The following is a 20,429-nucleotide window of genomic DNA, read 5'->3' on the forward strand; positions in this document are numbered from 1 at the left end:
CGCGAAACAGACCGGAGCCCAACGATGACCCGCCTCGCCTTCCCCCTCCTTCTGGCCATGGCCGCCACACCGCTCGCGGCGGAGGAAGTCCGCATCACGCCCGACATGATGTCCGTCACCGTCCCGACCGAATCGGGCGAGGCAACGATCTCGCGCATCCAGGATACGGAGCACGAACTCACGGGCGAGTTCGCCCGCACCTCGCGCCCCTGCCCGAACTTCTGCATCCAGCCGATGACGCCCGCCGAGGGGGTCGCCACGATCGGCGAGTTGGAGGTGCTGGCCGCGCTTCAGGATCCGGAGGTCATCGTGATCGACAGCCGCGTGCGCCCCGACTGGCAGGGCGGGACGATCCCCGGCGCGATCTCGATCCCCTATAACGAGATGGCCGACCGCCTGCATGAGCTGGGCTGCGAGCTCGATTTCGACGGCTTCCTCTGTGAGGAGGCATCCGAGGTCGTGCTGTTCTGCAACGGCCCCTGGTGCGGCCAGTCCCCGACCGCGATCCGCCGGATCATCGAGGCCGGCTACCCGGCCGAGCGCATCCGCTACTACCGCGGCGGCATGCAGGTCTGGCGGATGCTGGGGCTGACGGTGCGGGTGCCGGGGGAGGGGTGAGGGACTGATCGCCCCCGACCTGCGGCCTCGGGCGGTGGGCATGGTGATGCCCACCCTACGTTAACCGCGCGTTCACGCTGTTTCGGCCATGCAGGACGCATGTCGACCTATCGCCGCCTGCGCATCCCTGGGGGAAGCTACTTTTTCACCGTCGGCCTCGCCCGCCGCGGCGACGACCTGCTGACGCAACGGATCGACGCCCTGCGCGCCGCCTATGCGGCGACGGTCCGCACCATGCCGGTGCGCTGCGACGCGATGGTCGTGCTACCCGATCATCTGCATGCGGTCTGGACACTCCCACCCGGCGATGCGGACTTCTCGGAGCGGTGGCGCAAACTGAAACATCGCTTCAGCCGGTCCGTCGAGACTCAGCCGGGCCGATCCGCGAGCAAGTGGCGCGCGCGGGAGCGGGGCATCTGGCAGAGGCGGTTCTGGGAACACGCGATAAGGGACGACCGGGAATGGCATGCGGCGCTCCGCTACGTCTGGGCGAACCCGGTCAAGCACGGTCTGGTCGACCGCGCGGCCGATTGGGAATTCTCGTCGATCCATGGCGCGATCCGGGCCGGCCAGATCGGCGCGGACTGGGACGGCACGTAGGGTGGGCATCACCATGCCCACCGTCGCCCGCGCGGAGGCCCCCTGGACGCGACTCGGGGTGAGGCGACCGCCTACCGTTTCCGCTTCCGCTTCACGTTCCCCCCGCGCTGCCCGGGGCGTCCGGCCGTCGACCGCCCTTCGGCCCGGCGCGCATCCTCGACGGCCTGCTCGACCGCCGATTGCCGTGCCAGCGGGTCGTCGGAGACCACCAGATCTACCTGCTCCAACCGCTTGACCTCGTCGCGGAGCCGCGCCGCTTCCTCGAATTCCAGGTTCTCGGCGGCCTTGCGCATCTGCTCGCGCAGGCCCTCCAGATGCGCCTGGAGGTTGCCGCCATGCATCGGCTTCTCGACCTTGGCCGTCACGCGGTTCATGTCGACATCGCCCTGGTAGAGCCCGGCCAGCACGTCCTCGACGTTCTTCTTGACCGTCGCGGGGGTGATCCCGTGTTCCTCGTTATAGGCGATCTGCTTGGCGCGGCGCCGCTCGGTCTCGGCGATGGCGCGCTCCATCGAGCCGGTGATGCGGTCGGCATACATGATGACGCGGCCATCGGCGTTCCGCGCCGCCCGGCCGATCGTCTGCACCAGCGAGGTCTCGGAGCGCAGGAACCCCTCCTTATCCGCGTCCAGGATCGCGACCAGCCCGCATTCCGGAATGTCGAGCCCCTCGCGCAAGAGGTTGATCCCAATCAGCACGTCGAACGCGCCCAGACGCAGATCCCTCAGGATCTCGATCCGCTCGATCGTGTCGATATCCGAGTGCATGTAGCGGACTTTGATGCCCTGCTCGTGCAGATACTCGGTCAGATCCTCGGCCATGCGCTTGGTCAGCGTGGTGACCAGCGTGCGGTAGCCCTTGGCCGAGACCTTGCGGATCTCGTCCAGCAGGTCGTCGACCTGCATGTCGACCGGGCGTATCTCGACCTCCGGGTCCAGTAGGCCCGTGGGCCGGATCACCTGCTCGGTGAAGACGCCGCCCGTCTGCTCCAACTCCCACGCCGCCGGCGTGGCCGACACAAAGACCGACTGGGGCCGCATCGCGTCCCATTCCTCGAACTTGAGCGGGCGGTTGTCCATGCAGGAGGGCAGACGGAAGCCGTGCTCCGCCAGGGTGAACTTACGACGGTAGTCGCCGCGATACATGCCGCCGATCTGCGGCACCGAGACGTGGCTCTCGTCGGCGAAGACGATGGCGTTGTCGGGGATGTATTCGAAAAGCGTCGGCGGCGGCTCACCGGGCGCGCGGCCGGTGAGGTAACGGGAATAGTTCTCGATCCCGTTGCAGACGCCGGTCGCCTCCAGCATCTCCAGGTCGAACTTGGTGCGCTGCTCCAGCCGCTGCGCCTCCAGGAGCTTGCCCTCGTCCACCAGCTGCTTGAGCCGCACCTCCAGCTCGGCGCGGATGTTCTTGATCGCCTGCTGCATGGTGGGGCGCGGCGTGACGTAGTGGCTGTTCGCGTAGACCCGGATCTTGTCCATGCTGCCGGTCTTGGCCCCGGTCAGCGGGTCGAATTCGGTGATCGCCTCCAGTTCCTCGCCGAAGAAGCTCAGCCGCCAGGCGCGATCCTCCAGGTGGGCGGGCCAGATCTCGACCGAGTCGCCCCGCACCCGGAAGCTGCCCCGCGCGAAGGCCGCGTCGTTGCGGCGGTATTGCTGCGCCACGAGATCGGCCATCACCTTGCGCTGGTCGTAGTCCTGCCCCGCAATCAGGTCCTGCGTCATGGCGCCATAGGTCTCGACCGAGCCGATGCCGTAAATGCACGACACCGAGGCCACGATGATCACATCGTCGCGCTCCAAGAGCGCCCTTGTGGCGGAGTGGCGCATCCGATCGATCTGCTCGTTGATCTGGGACTCCTTCTCGATGAAGGTGTCCGACCGGGGGACATAGGCCTCGGGCTGGTAGTAGTCGTAATAGCTGACGAAATATTCGACGGCGTTATCGGGGAAGAAGCCCTTGAACTCGCCGTAGAGCTGGGCGGCCAGCGTCTTGTTCGGGGCGAGAATGATCGCCGGGCGCTGGGTCTCTTCGATGATCTTCGCCATGGTGAAGGTCTTGCCGGTGCCGGTCGCGCCCAGCAGGACCTGATCCCGCTCCCCGTCCAGAATGCCCTGGGCCAGCTCGGCGATGGCGGTGGGCTGGTCGCCCGCCGGGCTGAACGCCGTCTCCATCCTGAGCCGCTTGCCGCCCTCCAGCTTGGGGCGCGCGGCGGGCGCGCGGGACTGCATGTCCACGTCGCGCTCGGGCAGGGTCAGGATCTCGCCCTTGGGACGGTTGTCGTTGTTATGGGCCATGGGTCGCTCGCGATACGGATTGGCCCTAATGTGTCGTCTCGGCGCGGGCGTTCAAGCGCGCCGTCAGAGGAGCCAGATGTCGGCGAGCCGGAGCTCCGCCCCTTCCCCGAGCATGACCACCCGCTCCAGCCCCGGCGCGCCGGCGTCGAGATCCAGCCAGAGCGTGCCGGTCTCCGCGTCCCATCGGGCCAAGTCGGCCTCCTGAACCGCTTGCGAGAGCGCACGGGAGAGCGGACGCAAGTCATGCCCCGGTTCCGCGAGGTCCAGCCCGTCCCCCGCGCGCAGGCTCCGATCGTCGAAGATCAGCCGGTCGCCCGACCCGAAATCCGTGATCGTCATCTTCCCGGGCCAGCGGTCGAAGAGAAAATCGTCCGCGCCCTCCCCGCCCGAGAGCGTATCGTCACCCGCCCCGCCGGTGATCCGCTGATCGAAGACGCCGCCCGCGAGGCGGAGGCCCGCGTCGCTCTCGGCAAAGACATGCTCGATCTCCTGGGCGCCGGTGGAGAAGTCGACGGAGGTTCGGACGAAGTCGAAGCCGCCCTGGCCGCGCGATTCGAAGACGGTGTCGCTCGGGTCATCGACGAGGAAGAGATCGTCACCGGGCCCGCCACGCATCTCGTCGGCGCCAGGCCCGCCGTCCAGCCGGTCGTCATCAGCGCCTCCAGAGAGGCTGTCATCCCCCACACCACCGAAGAGCCGATCATTGCCGTCCTCGCCTCTGAGATGCGAAGCATCAGGACCATCGAACAGGATATCTGCGACAGTGGATCCATCGAAGTCATACGGATCGCTCTCGTCCGTAAGGATCTTCACGCTGAACGCGTGGTAGGACTCGATTGCGGAATAAGCGTCCTCCAGCAGATCGAAGTGAAACGCGTCAAGGATCTCCACGGCCGCGATGTCGCGGGCGATTTCCTCGTGGGTTTCAGCACGCGCTTCGAACGACGTCCACGCCTCGGCTTCGCCGGACGAGATTTCGTGTCCGTCACCGTCGCGATACACGACATACATTTCGCCCAGCCGGTTCCGCCCGGAAGCGGGTCGCGACGTTGGGAATATTTCGTAGGGCAAGAGCGGCGTCGAAACGGTCCCGTTCCAGACGATCCACCAGAGCTCAATTTCTCCTGTTGAGGGATCGTCACCGAATCGTGGTTCGCACCCACGGAACTGCACCTCCGGCTGCTTCGTTGCGACATCCAAGCTTTCAGGCTCGAAAAGCGCGCCTGGCAACCTGAAGAACAAGCCCTGCTCGAAGGTTTCCCCAAGGTAAGATCGCGACTCCCTCAGCATGTCCCGCGTCCCGCCTGCCAACTCAATGTCGACACGGGCGACCACGGCCAGCACGGCGGAGGCGATGGTGACGGCCTGGGCGGCCTCCTCGATTAACGTGATGGACGGGCGGTTCGCGCCGAGCGCCGCGATGGCCGCCTCCGCCGCGGCGACCGCGTCGGAGGCCAGCGCATCGCCGCCCTGGCGGATTTCGCGCATCAGACGCCAAGCCGTCTCGGCCTGCGTGATCGCTTCGGCCTGCGCGGCAAGGACGGAAAGCTCGGCCTGGGCCTCCCCGAAAGAGGCGAGGAACTCGTCCAGCGCATCTTTGGCAGCGAGGATCGACCGGCCCAACTCGTGGCTCACGGAGGGCAGATCCGGGTAATCGACATAGTCACGCGGGTCTTCGATGTGCAGCCAGATGTCACGGGCGCGTTCGAACACCGTGCGTGCCGCGTCAGCATCGGGAAAAGTCACTTTATTCCCGAAATTTGCACGTCAGAGAATTGCTTGCATCTGTCGGCCGCGTTGACACCCCCGGCTCCGTCGCCTCTTGCCGCCGCGCCGTCCGTTCCTGTAGGACGACATCAATTCCCTTCGTCCCGGAGGCCCCCATGCGCGCCCGCATCTACAAGCCCGCCAAGACCGCCATGTCCTCTGGCACCGCCAAGACCCGCGACTGGGTTCTGGAATTCGTGCCCGAGACCCCGCGGGAGGTGGACCCGCTGACCGGCTGGACCGGCTCGCGCGATACCCAGTCCCAGGTCAAGCTGCGCTTCGAGAGCCAGCGGGAGGCCGAGGATTACGCCCGCGAGGAGCGGATCGACTACATCGTCCTCCGCCCGCAAAAGCGCCGCGCCAATGTCCGGCCCGGCGGCTACGGCGACAATTTCGCCACCAACCGGCGTGGCGCCTGGACGCACTGAGCGCCGGGCTCAGCCCAGCGGCGCGCGGCGCCACAGCGACGTCCCCGCGAAGGCGAGCGCCGCACAGCAGACGATGGTCGGGCCCGCGGGCGTGTCGAGAACGAAGGCCGCGCGTAGGCCGACGATCGCACTCCCCGCGCCGATGGCGCCCGCGATGACCGCCATCGCCTCGGGCGATCGGGCCAGGGGCCGGGCGGCGGCGGCCGGAATGATCAGCATGGCCGCGATCAGCAGGACGCCCACCACCTTGATCGCCACGGCGACCGTGACCGCCAGGGCCACGGTCAGCACCAGCTGCTCGCGCCGGGGGTCGATCCCGCTGGCATAGGCCAGGTCGGCGTTCAGCGTCGCCGTCAGCAGCGCCGACCACCGCCAGGCGATCAGCCCCGCCACCACGGCCGCCCCGCCCCAGATCACGGCCAGATCCAGGCGCGACACCGCCAGGATGTCCCCGAAGAGATAGGCCATCAGATCGATCCGGACCCCGGAGAGAAAGGACACGGCGACCAGCCCGAAGGCCAAGGCCGAATGCGCCATCACGCCCAGCAGCGTGTCCATCGCATAGCCGCGCCCGGTCAGCGCGTTCACCGTCAGCGCCATCGTGAAGGCGACCACGAGCGCGCCCGCGAAGATCGACATGCCAAAGGCCAGCGACAGCGCCACGCCCAGCATCGCGGCATGGGCCGTCGCATCCCCGAAATAGGCCATCCGCCGCCACACGACGAAAGAACCCAGCGGCGCGGCGGCCAGCGCCACGCCCATCCCCGCCAAAGTCGCGCGGGTCATGAAGTCGCCAAGCAGATCCATCGCGCTACTCCGCCGCGTGATCGTGGGAATGATCGTGGTCGTGGTCGTGGCGATAGAGCGCCAGCGCGCCGCCCGTCCCCGTCCCGAACAGCGCCCGGTATTCGGGCGCGGAGGCGACCACGGCGGGCGAGCCCTCGCAGCAGACATGCCCGTTGAGGCAGATCACCCGGTCGGAGGCGGCCATGACGACGTGCAGTTCGTGGCTGATCATCAGCACCGCGCAGCCGGTCTCGGCGCGGACCGCCTCGATCTGGCGGTAGAAGGCGGCGGAGCCGGGCTGGTCCAGCCCTTGCGTCGCCTCATCCAGAAGCAGGATCTCGGGGTCTCCGATCAGGGCGCGGGCCAGTAGGACGCGCTGGAATTGCCCGCCCGAGAGACCGGACATCTGGCGGTCCATCAGATCGGGCACCCCCGCCCGCTGGAGCGCGGCGCGCCGGGCCCCGTGAGGCGCGCGGTGGGGCAAGGCCAGGAAACGACCGACCGTGATCGGCAAGGTCGGGTCGATATGCAGCCGTTGTGGCACATAGCCCAGGCGCAGACCGGGCTTGAGCCGAACGCGCCCCGACGCGGGACGCAGCGCCCCGATCACCGCGCGCAGAAGCGTGGTCTTGCCGGAGCCGTTCGGCCCCACAATCGTCACGATCTCCCCAGGCTCGATCGACAGGTCAACGCCACGGAGCGCGGTCTTGCCGCCATAGCGGATGCTCAGCCCTTCGACCGTGACAAGGCTCATGCGGGCGCCGCCTCGGCACATCCCGGGCAGACGCCCAGCACCTCGATCATGGCCCTCTCGACGGTAAAGCCGCTGGCCCGCGCGACCTCGCTCAGCGCGGCCCGCGCGGGCGCGGCGGGCGCCTCGGCGACCGCGTCGCAGACCCGGCAGATCATGAAGACGGGCGCGTGATCGTCGCCCGGCTCCACGCAGGCGACGAAGGCGTTCAGCCGCTCGATCTTATGTGCGAATCCATGCGCCACCAGGAAATCGAGCGCCCGGTAGGCGACCGGCGGCTGCGAGCCGAATCCCCGCTCCCTGAGGGCGTCGAGCACCGCATAGGCGCCCAGCGCCCGGTGCCCGTGGAGCAGGATCTCGAGCGCGGCGCGGCGCACGGGCGTCAGCCGCAAGCCATTGGCATCGCAAGTTTCCTCGACCGAGCGAAGCGCCGAGGCGATGCAGTCGCCATGGTCGTGCTCAGCAAAACCCGGGAGGGGCGCGGGGGTGTCGGTGATGCTTGTCATGATCTTGGGACGCGTGTAACGGGTTTCGTAATGTTATACAATTACTCGGAGTGAGAAATGATCCGATCGCTGCCCCTGATCCCCGCAGCCACGGCCCTTCTGTCGTCCACCGCATTGGCCGACGCGCCCCGCGTGGCCGCCGATATCGCGCCGGTGCATTCGCTCGTGGCGCGGGTGATGGAGGGCGTCGACACCCCTGCGCTAGTGATCCCGGCCGGGGCGAGCCCGCATGAGTACAGCCTGCGCCCCTCCGAAGCGCGGACGCTTCAGGACGCGGATCTGGTGTTCTGGACCGGAGAGGATCTGACGCCCTGGCTGGCCGACGCCCTGGGCACGCTGGCCGAAGGGGCCGAGGTCACGGCGTTGCTGGACGCGGAGGGCGTGACGCTGCTGCCGATGCGCGAGGGCGCTCTTTTCGAGGCGCACGACCATGGCGAAGAAGATCACGACGAGCACGAACACGATGAGCACGGGCACGACGACCATGGGCATGACGACGACGGGCATGACGATGAGGAGCACGGTCACGACGATCATGCCGGGCATGCGCATGGCGAGCACGACACCCATGCCTGGCTGGCGCCCGACAATGCCGCGGCCTGGCTGGACGTGATCGCGGGCAAGCTCTCCGCCGCCGACCCGGCGAACGCGGAGACCTATCTCGCCAATGCCGCCGCCGGGCGGGCGGAGATCGAAGCCCTCTCCGCCGAGATCGAGACCACGCTCGCCCCTGTCCGGGGCCGGAGCTTCCTCGTCTTCCACGATGCCTATCAATATTTCGAGACGACTTTCGGCCTCTCCGCCGCGGGCGCCATCTCGCTCAGCGACGCGACCGATCCGAGTCCGGCGCGCATCGCCGAGATCCAGGCGCGCGTGACGGGCGCGGGCATCGACTGCGTCCTGTCGGAGCCGCAGTTCAACGCCGCGCTGGTCGCGACCGTGCTCGACGGGACCGAGGCGGGCACCGCCGTGATGGACCCGCTCGGCTCCGGGCTGGAACCCGGGCCGATGCTTTATCCGCAGATGATGCGCAACCTCGCGCAGGCGCTGGCCGACTGCGGCTGAGGGGCCATCACGGACCGGCGGCGGCCTCGTCGCGCAGACCGGCCCAGGGCAGCCAGAATCGCACGAGAAATTCGCGCAGACGGTCGGCGTCGTTGACGTCGGCCGTCGCCCTTCGCGAGACGGCGAAGCGCCCCAGGCGACCTCGCTCAATAACCCTGAACTGCGGCAGACACGGATCTCCGCCCTGTTGGAACGCACCGATGGCTATGGTCCTCGTGCCTATCCCCGCGGCGCTCGCGCCCGTCCACCCGCCGCTCCAGGAGGCGGGCGCGGTAGCGGGCCACGAAAACCTGCCCCCGCCGACGCGGACGAGGCCGCGTGCCTCGCCAAGCTGCGCGAGACGACGGCCCCGATCCTGCGCACGCACAGCGCCGTCGGGCGAGTGATCCATCCGGCGATGCGTTCGACCGATGGCTGCTGCGCGCGGATGAGGAGCGATCTGGGCGAACCGGACCCCGCCACCGCGCTGGACGTCGCCACCTCGCCCCCCCCTTTCGAGCCGGGCAAGCGGATGCTGCGGCTGGCGCAGGAGCATATGGTCCCCAGGGCACTTCCTGTGCATCGAGCGGTCCCGGTGGTGCATCGCGGCTCCCGCGAGCCGGGATGCAGATGGCGGAGCGGTTCCGCCGGAGGCCCTCACCCGAAACACTGAAGCGGAAGCCATCCACCAGGCCACCGTCCTGGCCTGCGGCGCGCCCTGGGTGAACGGCCTTGGAACGAGCACAACTTCGTCTTCCGACGCCGAGGCTGCATCTTCGCGGCAAAGGTGCGCCGTCCGGCCTGGGCGGACGTCACCGCCCAACGCAGGCGCGCGCAGGCTGACCCCGCGCGACCTGACGGCGCCGGTCCTTGTCGTGCGGGGCAAGGATTGCGGGACACGCGCTGGACCCCTCGCGGCACGACGGGGCGGGGCGCAACCGGTCGCGCGTCGAGGTTCGGCGCCGGATGAGGGCGAAGCCCGCCGCCCGCGCCATGGAGAAGGAGACGGCGGGGCTGGACGTATGCTTCGCCTCGCGCCTCCGACGGCGCCTCCGAACTGCTGTCGCACGGCAAGCCCGCGGCGGCGCTATCCGATCAGATCGCCCCCGAAGGCAGCCTGATGGCCGGGGAGCGGCCGCGCTTTCAGCGGCGGGGCAAGGGGGCGCCGGTGCTGAGCGGTCGCGGCGCCCCCAAACGGGCGCATTCTGGACAAAGCCGGTCGAATGGCTTTGTCATAGCCGGAATGACCCTTGTCCATCTCGATCCCTCCGCAGCAGGCCGGACCGCTCAGGCGCGCGCCGCCCGCGCACGCCGCGCCCCCGCGTCCGGCGCCCCGGCCTGATGCGCGTTCTCTCCATCGGCGAATGCATGGCCGAGCTGGCCCCCGCGCCCAATCCGGGCGACTACCGGCTGGGCTTTGCGGGCGACACGTTCAACACCGCCTGGTATCTCGCCCGGCTCGGCGTGGCGGTGGAGTATCTCACGGCGGTGGGCGACGACGCGATCTCCGACCGGATGCTGGCCGCGATGCAGGCCGGCGGCGTCGGGACCGCGCATGTCGCCCGCCTGCCCGGGTCGACGGTGGGGCTCTACCTCATCACCCTCGCCGACGGGGAGCGCAGCTTTTCCTACTGGCGGGGACAGTCCGCCGCGCGGCGGCTGGCCGACGATCCCGCCCGCCTGACCGCCGCCATGGCGGAGGCCGACACGATCTATCTCTCCGGGATCACGCTAGCCATCCTGGCACCCGACGCCCGCGCGACCCTGATCGCCGCGCTGGACGCCGCGCGGAGGCACGGCGCCACGATCGCCTTCGATCCGAACCTGCGGCCCCGGCTCTGGCCCGACGCCGCCAGCATGACTCAGGCCATCATGGAGATGGCCGCGCGGACCGACATCGCCCTGCCCTCCCATGAGGACGAGGCAACCTGGTTCGGCGACGCCGATCCGGCCGCGACCGCCGCGCGCTATGCCGAAGCCGGGGCACGGCTGGTCGTCGTCAAGGACGGAGCCAATCCCGTCCTATGGCGCAGCCCAGACGCGGACGGCACCGTGCCGGTGGCCCCGGTGCAAGATGTCGTGGACACGACAGCGGCGGGCGACAGCTTCAACGCGGGGTTTCTGGCGGGGCTCGCCCAAGGCGCACCCCTGCCCGACGCCATCGCCCGCGGATGCCACCTCTCGGCGCAGGTCGTGCAGGGCCGGGGCGCTTTGGTGGAGACCGTGCCGGTCTGACGCCCGCCCCCGGTCAGGGCCGCGCGGCCCCGGCCAGTTCCGGATGGGCGTAGGCCTCCGGGTAGGGCATCGGGACCTGCGGCCCCAGCGGCACCACCCCATTTCCCGTCCGGCCGAAATAGCCCTGGCGGCAATGGATCAGCGACCCGGCCGCCGCCACGCCCGGCATCCCATGCACCCGGCAAAGCCAGCGCCAGAGATGCGGATAATCGAGAATCCGCGCGCCGTTGAGCTTCATGCGAACCATGTAGACCGGGTCGTGCCGGTAGAGGGTCGGGAAGAGGCGCAGATCGGCCTCGGTGAAGGTCTCTCCGGTCAGGAAGGGACGGCCGTCCGACAGCAGATCGTCCAGGAAGGCGAGCGTCTCGAAATAGGCGTCGAAGGCCGTGGCGTAGACCGATTGGTCCGAAGAAAACCCCGCCTTGTAGGCGCCGTTGTTGATCGCCGTGTAGATGCGGTCGTTCAGCCGCTCGACTTCCGCCCGCCGCGCCGGATCGGCGGGCAGGAGACGCGGGCGCTCTCCCGGGGGGAGCGTGCTGCCCAGGGCCTCGGCCTGGGCGTCGAACATCCGCAGGATCTCCGCGCTCTCGTTATTGACGATGCGCCGAGCGGTCTTGTCGTAGAGGATCGGCAAGGACCGCTCCGACGATCCTTCCCGTCCATAGATGTCCACGGCCAGACGCAGCCCCTCGCCCGTCCCGGTCTCGGGCGTGCATTCGGGCAAGGGCGCGCCGGTGAGCGTCGCGACGCGGTCGGGCGCGAATTCCCACAGGCTTGCCCCCACTGGGTCGTCGTCGCCGGTGCGGTTGGGGAAGGCCACGTCCATCGTGATCGCCTGCTCCAGCCCCAGCAGGGCGCGGGCCAGCGTCACGCGATGGCACCAAGGGCAGTTCAGCGCGACGAAGAGGTGATAGCGCCCCGGCTCCGCCGGAAATTCCGCCTCGCCGATGGCATGGCGGAAACCGCTGACGCCACGGACGAATTCGCCCGCGGCGCGGCGCTTGGCGGCGTCGGTCTGATCCTCTTGGGTCGAAGTGTCGCTCGCCATGGTTTACCCCCTGAGCCTGTGATGCAGGATGATCGGCACCGCCAGATCTTCCTCGTCGCCGAGATGACGCTCCAGGAAGGCCTCGATGGTCTCGGCGGTCGCGTGGACCTCCCCGGCGGCGTCGCGCAACTGCGCGGGCTCCAGATCGGCCAGAACGATGGCGCGATTGGCCCGGCGGTCGAACGTGTCGAGCACCGCATCGAGATCGGCGTGATCCTGCTCCAGCAGGGCCAAACCGGCGTCGAAGCGGGGATCGGCGGCGGACAGCTCCGGGAAGTAGCTGCGATCCTCCCAGCCGTGATGGCCGTGGAGATTGGCGATCAGATGGCCGCCGAGATAGGCCAGCCGGTCGGCATAGGCCCCGGCCTCCATCTCCCCGTCCAGAAGCGACTCGCCGTCCTGCCGGATCCCCGCCGCCAAGCGGCGGAACATCCGATGCGCGCCCAGCCAATGGCGGGTCTTTTCGGCGAAGCCCGGATGGTCGGCCCAGCTCTCGCGCGGGTAGCGGTCGAGCAGGATGCGCATCTCCTCGGGCATGTCATGGGTGCGGATGGTGTAGGTGTCGAGCATGGGCTGTCCCCTTTCGCCCGGAGAGATGGGACCAGGCTGCCGCAAGGGAAAGGCGCCCCGACGCAGGGCGGCTGTGCGCGGGGGCCGGTCCTAAGGCGAGACCGCTGCCAGAGCTTCGGCCAGCGCGACGAGCCCTGCCTCGACGGCCGAGACGAAATCGCCTTCGGCGGGCGGGATGGCGAGGGCCGGAACCACCGCCTGAGCGAGCCCCAGGGCGGCGACCGCATCACGGGCGGCGGCGGGGGGCTCGGCCTCCCAGATCAGCAGGCGCGCGCCGGTCTCAGCGGCGGCCCGCTCCAACTCGGCCAACTGCGCGGCCTCGGGCGCGACGCCCGCCCCCCAGTCGAGTTCCGTCACCTGCAACCCATAGGCCCGGCCCAGATAGGCATAGCGCGGATGGCTCGTGATCGCGGGCACCGGCATGCCCTCGACCAGCGCGTCGCCCGCGGCGTCGAGCCGGTCGAGTTCGGCGAGCAGGGCATCGAGATTGGCGGCCACCGGCCCATCGGGCAGCGCACGGGCCATCGCCGCCGCCAGCGCCTCGGCCTGCTCCGCGGCGAGATCGAGGTCGAGCCAGATATGGGGATCGATCCCCTCATGGCTGTGGCTGCCCTCGGCGCCATGGCTGTGGGTGATCGTATCCGTTGCGATCAGCGCATCCGACAGGGTGCGCGCCGTGTCGACCGTGCGCGACCGGGGCAGCGCCGCGCGGGTCGTCCAGTCCGACAGCCCCGCGCCATTCAGCACGATCAGATCGGCAGCCTGGATCTCGACGATCTCGGACAGGCTCGGCCGCCAGGAGGCCGGGTCGCGCCCCTCGGGCACGGCGAGCCGCACCTCGGCGGCGTCGCCCGCCAGCGCCTGCGCGAACTGCGCGACGGCGTAGCTGTCGGCCACGATCACGGGCCGATCCTGCCCCCAGGCGGGCGCCGCCAGCAGCGCCAGAAATGCGAGCGCCCTCATGCGCCCTCCCCCAGATCGGCCGGGGTCAGCAGCCAATAGCCCTCGTGATCGTCATCGGTGCGCACGGTGATCGACAAGCCACCCGCCGCCGCGCCCCGGTCCAATGGAAACCGCGCGGTGCCGTCCGTGAGCGGCAAGGTCGCGAGCACCCTGCCCTCGGCATCCTCGACCACGACCTCGCCCAGCGCCGGAATGCGGCCCGAGGAAAACTTGGCCTCGACGACCACGACCTCCCCGGCATCGGCAGGCTGAACCGACGCGAAGACGTTGACGCGATGGGCCAGCGCGGGTCCGGCCAGGGCGAGCGCGACGGTCAGGACAAGCGCGCGGATCATTGCCATGCCTCGAAATGGACCCAGATCACCGCACCCAGCTCGACGGGCTTTTCCTCGCCCTCGAACGCGATCGTCTCGGGCGCGGTATTGAGCGCGGCGAAGCCCCACCATCCCGGCGCGGGCGCGGCATAGGTAAAGACGCCATTCGCGTCGGCCTTGATCGTCTGGGTGATCATAAGCTCGGACGGGGCGGAGGCCTGCTGGCCTTCGTTATAGAATTCGACCTCGACCTCGGCATAGGGCACCGGTTCGCCCTCCAGGCGGACGATCCCCTGAAAGACGTTCCCGGCCCAAAGGCCGAAGGGCTTGCTGAGCGGCACGATCTCGGTGCGCAGACCCAACTCCGCGTCCCAGCCTTCGTCGTCGCCATAGGCGGAGACATAGGTCTTGGTGAAATGCTGGATGAAGGCGTCCTCGGCCGGCTCCCAGTAAGGGACCGGCGTCATGGCGAAGACATGGGTGCCGGGGCGCCCCAGCGCGTGAGTCAGGGTGAAGCCGGGCGCGCCCATCACGGTCGCGTCGGCCAGCGCGCCCCGCAGGTCGGTCGTCTCGCCCGCATGGGTGACGGTGAAGACCTCGGGCCGTTCCAGCACCATCCCGTCCTCCTCGAACGGGTGGGAGAAGGAGATCGTCAGGTCGACCGCGCGCCCCTCCTCCTGGGCGAGCATCGGGTCGGAGGGGATGATCATGCCGTAATGCGCGGCGGCGGGGGTGCCGGCCAGAAGCGCAAGAGCGGCAAGGGTCAGACGGGTCACGGAATGCTCCTTCAGGATCCGAGGGCGATCAGCCTGGCTGCGATGGTAGGTGCCTGAGACAACAAGACAATGACAAGCGGCAGGGCCAGCAGGGCGGCCCCGGCTATCACCAGCGCGACTTCGGCCAGCGCCATGCGTGCGATCGTGCCACGGCCCGCCCCCAGCGCGAAGGCCGTCCGCATCTCGGGCGCGCGCAGCCGCCAGGAGAGGAACAGCGCGAGACCCAGCGCCAGACCCGCCGCGATGCCGACCACCAGCGTCACCGCATCCACCAGCGCCGCGATGCGCAGAAGCCGCGCCACCAGCGCCTCGATCACGTCGGCGGGCACGACGGCCTGCACCGGTCCCTCGGCATCCAGGTAGCGGCCCCGCAGGATCGTCGCGGAGCGGTCGTCATAGGGCGCGACCATCACCGCGGTGACCGGGTAGGTCGCGGGATCGCCGTGGAAGTGGAAGCTGTCGATATTCTCCGGGGTGATGCGGGCGTATTGCACGGCGCGGGCGGCGGCGGCCGCCGCGTCTTCACCCTCGGCCAGGATGTCGTCATGGCCATGGCCGATGCCCGCGATGACCCAGGCGGTCTTGATGTCCACGAAGACGGCGTCGTCATCCGGCGTCCCGGTCGGAGCCAGCACGCCCACGACCGTCATCTCCAGCGGATAAGCGCCGTCGAGGTCGAAGAGGTTTTCGGGGTCCGACAGGATGGCATCGCCGGGGCCCGCGCCCAGCCGCGCCGCCGCGCCCGCGCCCAGCACCGCCTCGCCCAGCAGCGCGAAGGGCCGCCCCTGGGCCACCTCCAACGCGCGCAGGTCGAAATAGTCGAGCGTCGTGCCCACCACCCGCGCGCCGCCCGCGGTGAAGCGGGTATGCAGCGGGACGGGGATGCCCAGCCCCGAGTCCCACACCGCTTCGGAGGCGGCCATGTTGGTGGGCTCCGGCAGGTCGTCCGTGAAATAGGCCCCCGCCATCACCAGATCGAGCCGCGAACCGCGTGTGCCGAGCAAGAGCGGCGTCGCCTCGGCCCGGGCGCCGAGTTGCGCCTCGCCCTGCGCCAGCAGCGTCCGCGTCAACACCGGCACCGACAGAACAAGAGCGGCGGCCACCACCAGCACCAGGGTCCGCGCCCAGTGGAAGCGCAGGTTGGCGGCGGCGAGATAGAGCGCGTTCATGCCGTCCCCCCGAGATCGGCGAAGTCGATCACCCGGTCAAAGCGAGGCAAGAGCTCGTGGTCATGGGTCACGCACAGCAGCGCGGCCCCGGTCTCGGCGGCCTGCGCGAAGAGGAGGTCCAGCGCGGCTGCCTTGTTCGCCGGGTCCAGGTTCCCGGTCGCCTCGTCGGCGAGGATGACCTTGGGCCGGGTCACAAGGGCGCGGGCGATGGCGACGCGCTGCCGCTCCCCCTGGCTGAGCTGGGCGGGACGGCGGCGGGTCTTCTCGCCCAGCCCGAACTCGGCGAGCAATGCGCGGGCGCGGGCGCGGGCCTCTTTGTCCAAGGCCAGCCCGGTGCCCACGCGATAGGGGTAGAGGACGTTCTCCTCGGCGGAGAGGTAGTCGACCAGGGCGAACTCCTGAAAGACGAAGCCGACCGAGGCGGCGCGCGCGGCCCGGCGCGCCCGGTCGGGGAGCGCCGAAATCGCCCTCCCATCCAGCGTCACCCGGCCCGCATCGGGCACCGCGATGCCCGAGACGAGGTTCAGAAGCGTCGTCTTCCCCGCACCGGACGGCCCGACCACCGCTACCCGCTCCCGCGCGGCGACATCCAGAACGGGCACCGACAGCGCGAAGCCCGAGCCATAGGCGAAACGCAGGTCGCGGATTTCGATCATCCGTCGGAAGATCCCGCGTCGCCGCCGGGGAGGGTCGTCAGCGTGCCCGCCTCGGTGCGGTCCACATCGGTCAGGCGGAAGCCGGTCAGCCGCCAAGCGCCCTCGGCCGGGGCGATGGTCAGCTCGGCGGCGTAGGCGTTGCCGCGGATATGGGTGTGCTCGGCATGGCCCACTTCGCCCAGCACCGCCCAGCGCACATCGGCGGTCATCACCTCGCCCTCCATGCGCCAGGTGCCGTCGGTCAGGCTGAGTTCGTGCACGACCTGGTCGGGCAGGCCGCCCGTCGCCAGCGCGCCCGCCCGCTCCAGGTAGAGATCCTCCAGCGCGTCGCCCGCCGCGACCTGCGCCAGCCCGTCATAGATCGCCCGCTCCTCCGTCTCGGCAAAGGCGGCATAGACCGCGGCCAGCACAGCGAGCGTCACGCCATAGCCCTCGCCGCGCAGGCCCGCCGCGTCCACCGGCCCGTCGAGCCCCGGCGCGGGCAGCACCTGCGGCGGCGCCGGGCGCAGCAGCCAGACGCCAGCGCCCAGGGCCGCGAGAAGCGCGACACTCAGCAAAATGGCGGGGGCGCGCCGGGGGGACGGGACGTCGGAAACAGTCATGGCGCCCTAGTTAGTGCTCTGTAAGCGCGTCACAACGCCGAACTGCGCGTCAGGCCGTCCTGGCGGCTGACAGGGCTGCTTCCGGCGGTCGGCTCCCCGGCTGCGGCCCCTCCGGTCCGCGACGCGCAGGACGAATTCGCCCGCGACCCCAAGGACGGGCACATCCGCGCAGAGGCCGGGATTGGCTGGCTTTTCCGCCCGAGGCGGCGGCGTCCTGCCCTTCGCGCCAAAGGTCGCCGAACCGCCCGCCGTGCCTCCTCCCCTTGCGTAACAGGCACTTGTCTGACGATAACGGAGCCATCGGACGGCCTCCTGGCTGCGGCGCGGAGGCACGCAACAGGGGATAGCATATCATGGCCATCGATATCCGAACGCTTCTCGGCGACAGCGGGGACCTCAACTTCACCGCTCTCGGAGAGCCCGGCTCCAGTGCCGCGTCCCTCGGGGTCGGCGCGCGCGTCGAGACCCTGGGCGACTTCAACGGCGACGGGATCGACGACGTGGTCATCAGCACGCCGGGCCTGGACCTGCCCTCACCGGTCGCGCCGCGGACCGACGCGGGCGGCGCCTTCGTGGTCTATGGCGGCAGCGCGCTGGCCGCCGCGGTGAGCGGGGACAGCACACTGGACCTGTCCACGACGGCGCTGACGGATCTGGGCTTCGGCATCGTCGGTGCGCTGACGGACGACTTCACCGACGCCAAGGCCGCGGGCGACGTCAATGGCGATGGCTTCGCAGATATCCTACTCGCGGCGCCCAGCTTCGTCGAGGTCCCCTCCGACGGCCTCTTCGACATTGGCTTCGACCACCGCCCGGGGACCGCCACGATCCTCTATGGCGGCCCGGACGCCGCCCAGGCCATCGCTCAGAACAGTGGCCTGCTGGACCTGGCGGCGCCGGTAACCGATGTGACCACGATCGCGGGCGAACCCGATTTCGTGCGCTTGGGGCTCAGCTTTGCCGGCGGCGGCGACCTCAATGGCGACGGGTTCGACGATGTGGTGGTCGGCACGTTCCAGGGGGCGGGCGCCTTCTACAACCCGGACGGGACGGAATTCGAGGTCCCGGACATCACCGATATTCCCGACATCCCCGATATCCCTGGGTTCGACATCCCCATCGACATCCCGAACCCCGGGGAAGGGCTCGGCCGTCTTTATGTCGTCTATGGGGGCGAAACGCCAAGCCCGACGGTCGATCTGGCCACCGACATCGTCGGCGGCGACGGCAGCCAGGGCTTCCTCGTGCGCGGCTATGTGACGACCCGCATCGAAGGCGGGGACCAGGTGCCCGACTTTATCGGCAGCGTCGGCCTGTTCGACAGCCTGGCGATGGTGGATCTGAACGGCGACGGCCGGGACGAGCTGGCCATCGGGGTCGCCTTCGGCGGCACGCTGGTCGACCCGGCCGCGCCCGACCCCTATGCCACCGGCGGGCTGTTTCTGCTGTCGGCGCCCGAGACAGCAGCGGCGTCTGTCGATCTGCGCGACGAGATCTTCCTGGAGGGCCTACGGGCCGGGGAGTTCACGCTGGCGGGCTTCAACCCGTCCAATCTTGGCGATGTGAACGGCGACGGCTTCGACGATCTCGCGGTCTCCGCGCCGCTCCTGGACGTGCAGCGCGGGGCGACGCTCGATGTCAATGCGGGCGGGATCTACGGCCTGTTCGGCGGCGAGGACGCCCTGACACAGATCGTGCAGGAAGGCGGGCTGGCGGCGGCGGCCGATCTCTTCCTGACCGGCGCCACTGCGGGCGCGAGCGCGCCGGTGGCGCTGGACGATGTCTTCACGACCGACAATCCCGACGAAGAGATCCTCGGGACGCTCGGGATCGGCCTTGTGGGTCTGGGCGATATCGACGGCGACGGGATCGACGATTTCGGCGTCGGTCTGTCCGAGGGAGGCATCGGCGCCGGCACCGTCTACATCATCCGTGGCCGCGACGGCGACTCGCCCCTCGCAAGCTTCGACGCGCTGAACAATCTCGGTCTGGCCGAAGGCGTCGCCAATGGCGGGGTGACGGAGCTGACCGCGGGCGAGGACGACTCCCTCGGCTTCGCCATCGCCTCGGCAGAGCTGGGCGAGAGCCCGTCCCTGCTGCTCGGCGCACCCGGACAACTCATCAGCGAAGACGGCTTCGACCGGCCGGGACAGATTTACGTCTTCAATGCCGACGCGCTTGACGACGCGGGCGGCAGCGATGGCGGCACCGGAGGCGGCGGCGACACTGGCGGCGGTGACCCCGACCCGAACCAACGGATCACCGGCACCGCCTCTGCGGAAACCCTGACCGGCGGCAGCGGTGACGACACCGTCACTGGCGGCGGCGGGGACGACATCTTGCGCGGCCTCGCCGGCAATGACGACCTGGGCGGTCAGGCGGGCAACGACGTGCATGAGGGCGGTCCCGGCGACGACCGCTACCTGATCACCGATGCAGGCGACACCGTCATCGAACTGCCGGGCGAGGGCTCCGACCAGGTCTTTGGCCGCGTCGATATCGATCTGGGCAGCGCCGAAGTGGAAGTCGTTCGCCTCCTCGGCCGCGACAATCTGGACGTGACCGGCAACGACGTCGATCAGCGCATCTTCGGGAATAACGGCAACAACATCCTACGGGGCGGCGGCGGTGAGGATATCCTGACCGGCGGCGGGGGCGACGACGTCTTCGTCCTGGAATTCGCCAATCGCGGGGACCCGGTGACGATCACCGATTTCGCCGCGGGTGACCGTCTCGCCATCGACGATCGCTTCTTCGGCGGCGATCCCGGCATCAACCCGCGCCCGGCCGACGCCCAGACGGTCGCGAATGCCCTGGCCTCCGGCGCGGCGGCCTATGACCGCAGCACCGGCGAGCTGAGCCTCGGCGGCGACGTCGTGGCCGTGATCGACGACAAACCCCTGCTGGGCGCCGACGACGTGCTGCTGTTCTGAGGCGCGGCGCACAGGCCATCGCAGTCCCGGCGGGGGCGGAGCGCCGCCGGGAAGAAAGGACCGCGATCAGAGGTGATCCGGCACGCTCGGTCCGCACATCTCAGCCGGGCGCGCGAAGCGCTTGGAGCGGCGGGAGACCGGCCGCCGTATTCGGCGGCGCGGCCAGCCCGAAGCGGCTGTTCGCGATGGACTGCGGCAGCGGTTGGCGCGAGACAGGCCGCATTGCGGACGAAGCTCCGAGGCTTTCGCAGCGGGGTATCGCCGCATCCCAGGCCCCGCGCACACCCACCGGCTGCCCGAAGGCGATGCACGCGCCACGCGCGCCGCGCACGTGAAACCTCGTCGGTTGGCCTTGATGCCCATGGG

The 20,429-nt window shown here is 69.6% G+C and carries 19 protein-coding genes; 6 read left to right on the forward strand and 13 right to left on the reverse strand.

Features of this window, described 5'->3' with window-relative positions:
• The first annotated feature begins 24 nt into the window (after positions 1–24).
• Both DTQ71_RS14125 and DTQ71_RS14130 read left to right on the forward strand, forming a co-directional pair.
• A complete protein-coding gene (locus DTQ71_RS14125; RefSeq protein ID WP_109564946.1) occupies positions 25–618 on the forward strand; it encodes a rhodanese-like domain-containing protein in 594 nt (197 codons plus the stop codon).
• A gap of 99 nt (positions 619–717) precedes the next feature.
• Positions 718–1,218 (forward strand): REP-associated tyrosine transposase, encoded by a 501-nt coding sequence (locus DTQ71_RS14130; RefSeq protein ID WP_109564947.1) that lies wholly within the window; start codon positions 718–720, stop codon positions 1,216–1,218.
• A gap of 71 nt (positions 1,219–1,289) precedes the next feature.
• Here DTQ71_RS14130 and uvrB read toward each other — a convergent pair whose 3' ends face one another.
• Both uvrB and DTQ71_RS14140 read right to left on the reverse strand, forming a co-directional pair.
• Positions 1,290–3,515 carry an excinuclease ABC subunit UvrB gene (uvrB, locus tag DTQ71_RS14135; RefSeq protein WP_172500061.1) on the reverse strand — a complete coding sequence of 742 codons (2,226 nt, stop codon included), beginning with the start codon at positions 3,513–3,515 and terminating at the stop codon, positions 1,290–1,292.
• Between the two features lie 63 nt (positions 3,516–3,578).
• Positions 3,579–5,261: a calcium-binding protein gene (locus DTQ71_RS14140; RefSeq protein WP_146204861.1), complete on the reverse strand. Its 1,683-nt coding sequence runs from the start codon at positions 5,259–5,261 to the stop codon at positions 3,579–3,581.
• A 137-nt stretch (positions 5,262–5,398) separates the two neighbouring features.
• Between DTQ71_RS14140 and DTQ71_RS14145 the strand changes: the two genes are divergently transcribed.
• On the forward strand, positions 5,399–5,710 hold the full coding sequence (locus DTQ71_RS14145; RefSeq protein ID WP_109564949.1) for an ETC complex I subunit: 312 nt from the start codon (positions 5,399–5,401) through the stop codon (positions 5,708–5,710).
• Between the two features lie 9 nt (positions 5,711–5,719).
• Here DTQ71_RS14145 and DTQ71_RS14150 read toward each other — a convergent pair whose 3' ends face one another.
• From DTQ71_RS14150 to DTQ71_RS14160, 3 genes are read right to left on the reverse strand one after another with little or no spacing between them, the layout of a single operon-like run.
• The gene (locus DTQ71_RS14150; protein WP_109565045.1) at positions 5,720–6,511 is read right to left on the reverse strand and encodes a metal ABC transporter permease; all 792 of its coding nucleotides are present in this window, start codon (positions 6,509–6,511) and stop codon (positions 5,720–5,722) included.
• A gap of 10 nt (positions 6,512–6,521) precedes the next feature.
• Positions 6,522–7,250 carry a metal ABC transporter ATP-binding protein gene (locus tag DTQ71_RS14155; RefSeq protein WP_109565046.1) on the reverse strand — a complete coding sequence of 243 codons (729 nt, stop codon included), beginning with the start codon at positions 7,248–7,250 and terminating at the stop codon, positions 6,522–6,524.
• Positions 7,247–7,753, reverse strand: coding sequence for a Fur family transcriptional regulator (locus DTQ71_RS14160; RefSeq protein ID WP_109564950.1), 507 nt, complete (start codon positions 7,751–7,753; stop codon positions 7,247–7,249). Before DTQ71_RS14160 ends, DTQ71_RS14155 begins: the two co-directional genes overlap by 4 nt.
• A 57-nt stretch (positions 7,754–7,810) precedes the next feature.
• Here DTQ71_RS14160 and DTQ71_RS14165 point away from each other — a divergent pair, with 57 nt between their 5' ends.
• Both DTQ71_RS14165 and DTQ71_RS14175 read left to right on the forward strand, forming a co-directional pair.
• Positions 7,811–8,818: a zinc ABC transporter substrate-binding protein gene (locus DTQ71_RS14165; protein ID WP_109564951.1), complete on the forward strand. Its 1,008-nt coding sequence runs from the start codon at positions 7,811–7,813 to the stop codon at positions 8,816–8,818.
• 1,320 nt (positions 8,819–10,138) lie between these two features.
• Positions 10,139–11,032, forward strand: a complete 894-nt coding sequence (locus DTQ71_RS14175; protein ID WP_109564953.1) for a sugar kinase — start codon at positions 10,139–10,141, stop codon at positions 11,030–11,032.
• Positions 11,033–11,045: 13 nt separating this feature from the next.
• On the opposite strand, the gene DTQ71_RS14180 is transcribed toward DTQ71_RS14175, so the two are convergent.
• The 8 genes from DTQ71_RS14180 to DTQ71_RS14215 form a co-directional block, all read right to left on the reverse strand.
• Complete coding sequence (locus DTQ71_RS14180; protein WP_109564954.1) at positions 11,046–12,080, reverse strand: glutathione S-transferase C-terminal domain-containing protein; 1,035 nt, start codon at positions 12,078–12,080, stop codon at positions 11,046–11,048.
• A 3-nt stretch (positions 12,081–12,083) separates the two neighbouring features.
• Complete coding sequence (locus tag DTQ71_RS14185) at positions 12,084–12,650, reverse strand: hemerythrin domain-containing protein (RefSeq protein ID WP_109564955.1); 567 nt, start codon at positions 12,648–12,650, stop codon at positions 12,084–12,086.
• A 90-nt stretch (positions 12,651–12,740) separates the two neighbouring features.
• Positions 12,741–13,613 (reverse strand): metal ABC transporter substrate-binding protein, encoded by an 873-nt coding sequence (locus DTQ71_RS14190; RefSeq protein WP_109564956.1) that lies wholly within the window; start codon positions 13,611–13,613, stop codon positions 12,741–12,743.
• Positions 13,610–13,948: a hypothetical protein gene (locus tag DTQ71_RS14195; RefSeq protein WP_109564957.1), complete on the reverse strand. Its 339-nt coding sequence runs from the start codon at positions 13,946–13,948 to the stop codon at positions 13,610–13,612. The genes DTQ71_RS14190 and DTQ71_RS14195 overlap by 4 nt, the downstream gene beginning before the upstream one ends.
• Positions 13,945–14,703: a DUF4198 domain-containing protein gene (locus DTQ71_RS14200; protein ID WP_245947536.1), complete on the reverse strand. Its 759-nt coding sequence runs from the start codon at positions 14,701–14,703 to the stop codon at positions 13,945–13,947. Before DTQ71_RS14200 ends, DTQ71_RS14195 begins: the two co-directional genes overlap by 4 nt.
• An 11-nt stretch (positions 14,704–14,714) precedes the next feature.
• Complete coding sequence (locus DTQ71_RS14205; protein ID WP_109564958.1) at positions 14,715–15,872, reverse strand: ABC transporter permease; 1,158 nt, start codon at positions 15,870–15,872, stop codon at positions 14,715–14,717.
• On the reverse strand, positions 15,869–16,528 hold the full coding sequence (locus DTQ71_RS14210) for an ABC transporter ATP-binding protein (protein WP_109564959.1): 660 nt from the start codon (positions 16,526–16,528) through the stop codon (positions 15,869–15,871). Before DTQ71_RS14210 ends, DTQ71_RS14205 begins: the two co-directional genes overlap by 4 nt.
• Positions 16,525–17,130, reverse strand: a complete 606-nt coding sequence (locus DTQ71_RS14215; RefSeq protein WP_109564960.1) for a hypothetical protein — start codon at positions 17,128–17,130, stop codon at positions 16,525–16,527. The genes DTQ71_RS14210 and DTQ71_RS14215 overlap by 4 nt, the downstream gene beginning before the upstream one ends.
• A gap of 353 nt (positions 17,131–17,483) precedes the next feature.
• Between DTQ71_RS14215 and DTQ71_RS14220 the strand changes: the two genes are divergently transcribed.
• Positions 17,484–20,063 carry a calcium-binding protein gene (locus DTQ71_RS14220; protein ID WP_109564961.1) on the forward strand — a complete coding sequence of 860 codons (2,580 nt, stop codon included), beginning with the start codon at positions 17,484–17,486 and terminating at the stop codon, positions 20,061–20,063.
• Positions 20,064–20,429: the final 366 nt, after the last annotated feature.

This window comes from Jannaschia seohaensis (assembly GCF_900116765.1).
Lineage (GTDB): Bacteria > Pseudomonadota > Alphaproteobacteria > Rhodobacterales > Rhodobacteraceae > Jannaschia > Jannaschia seohaensis.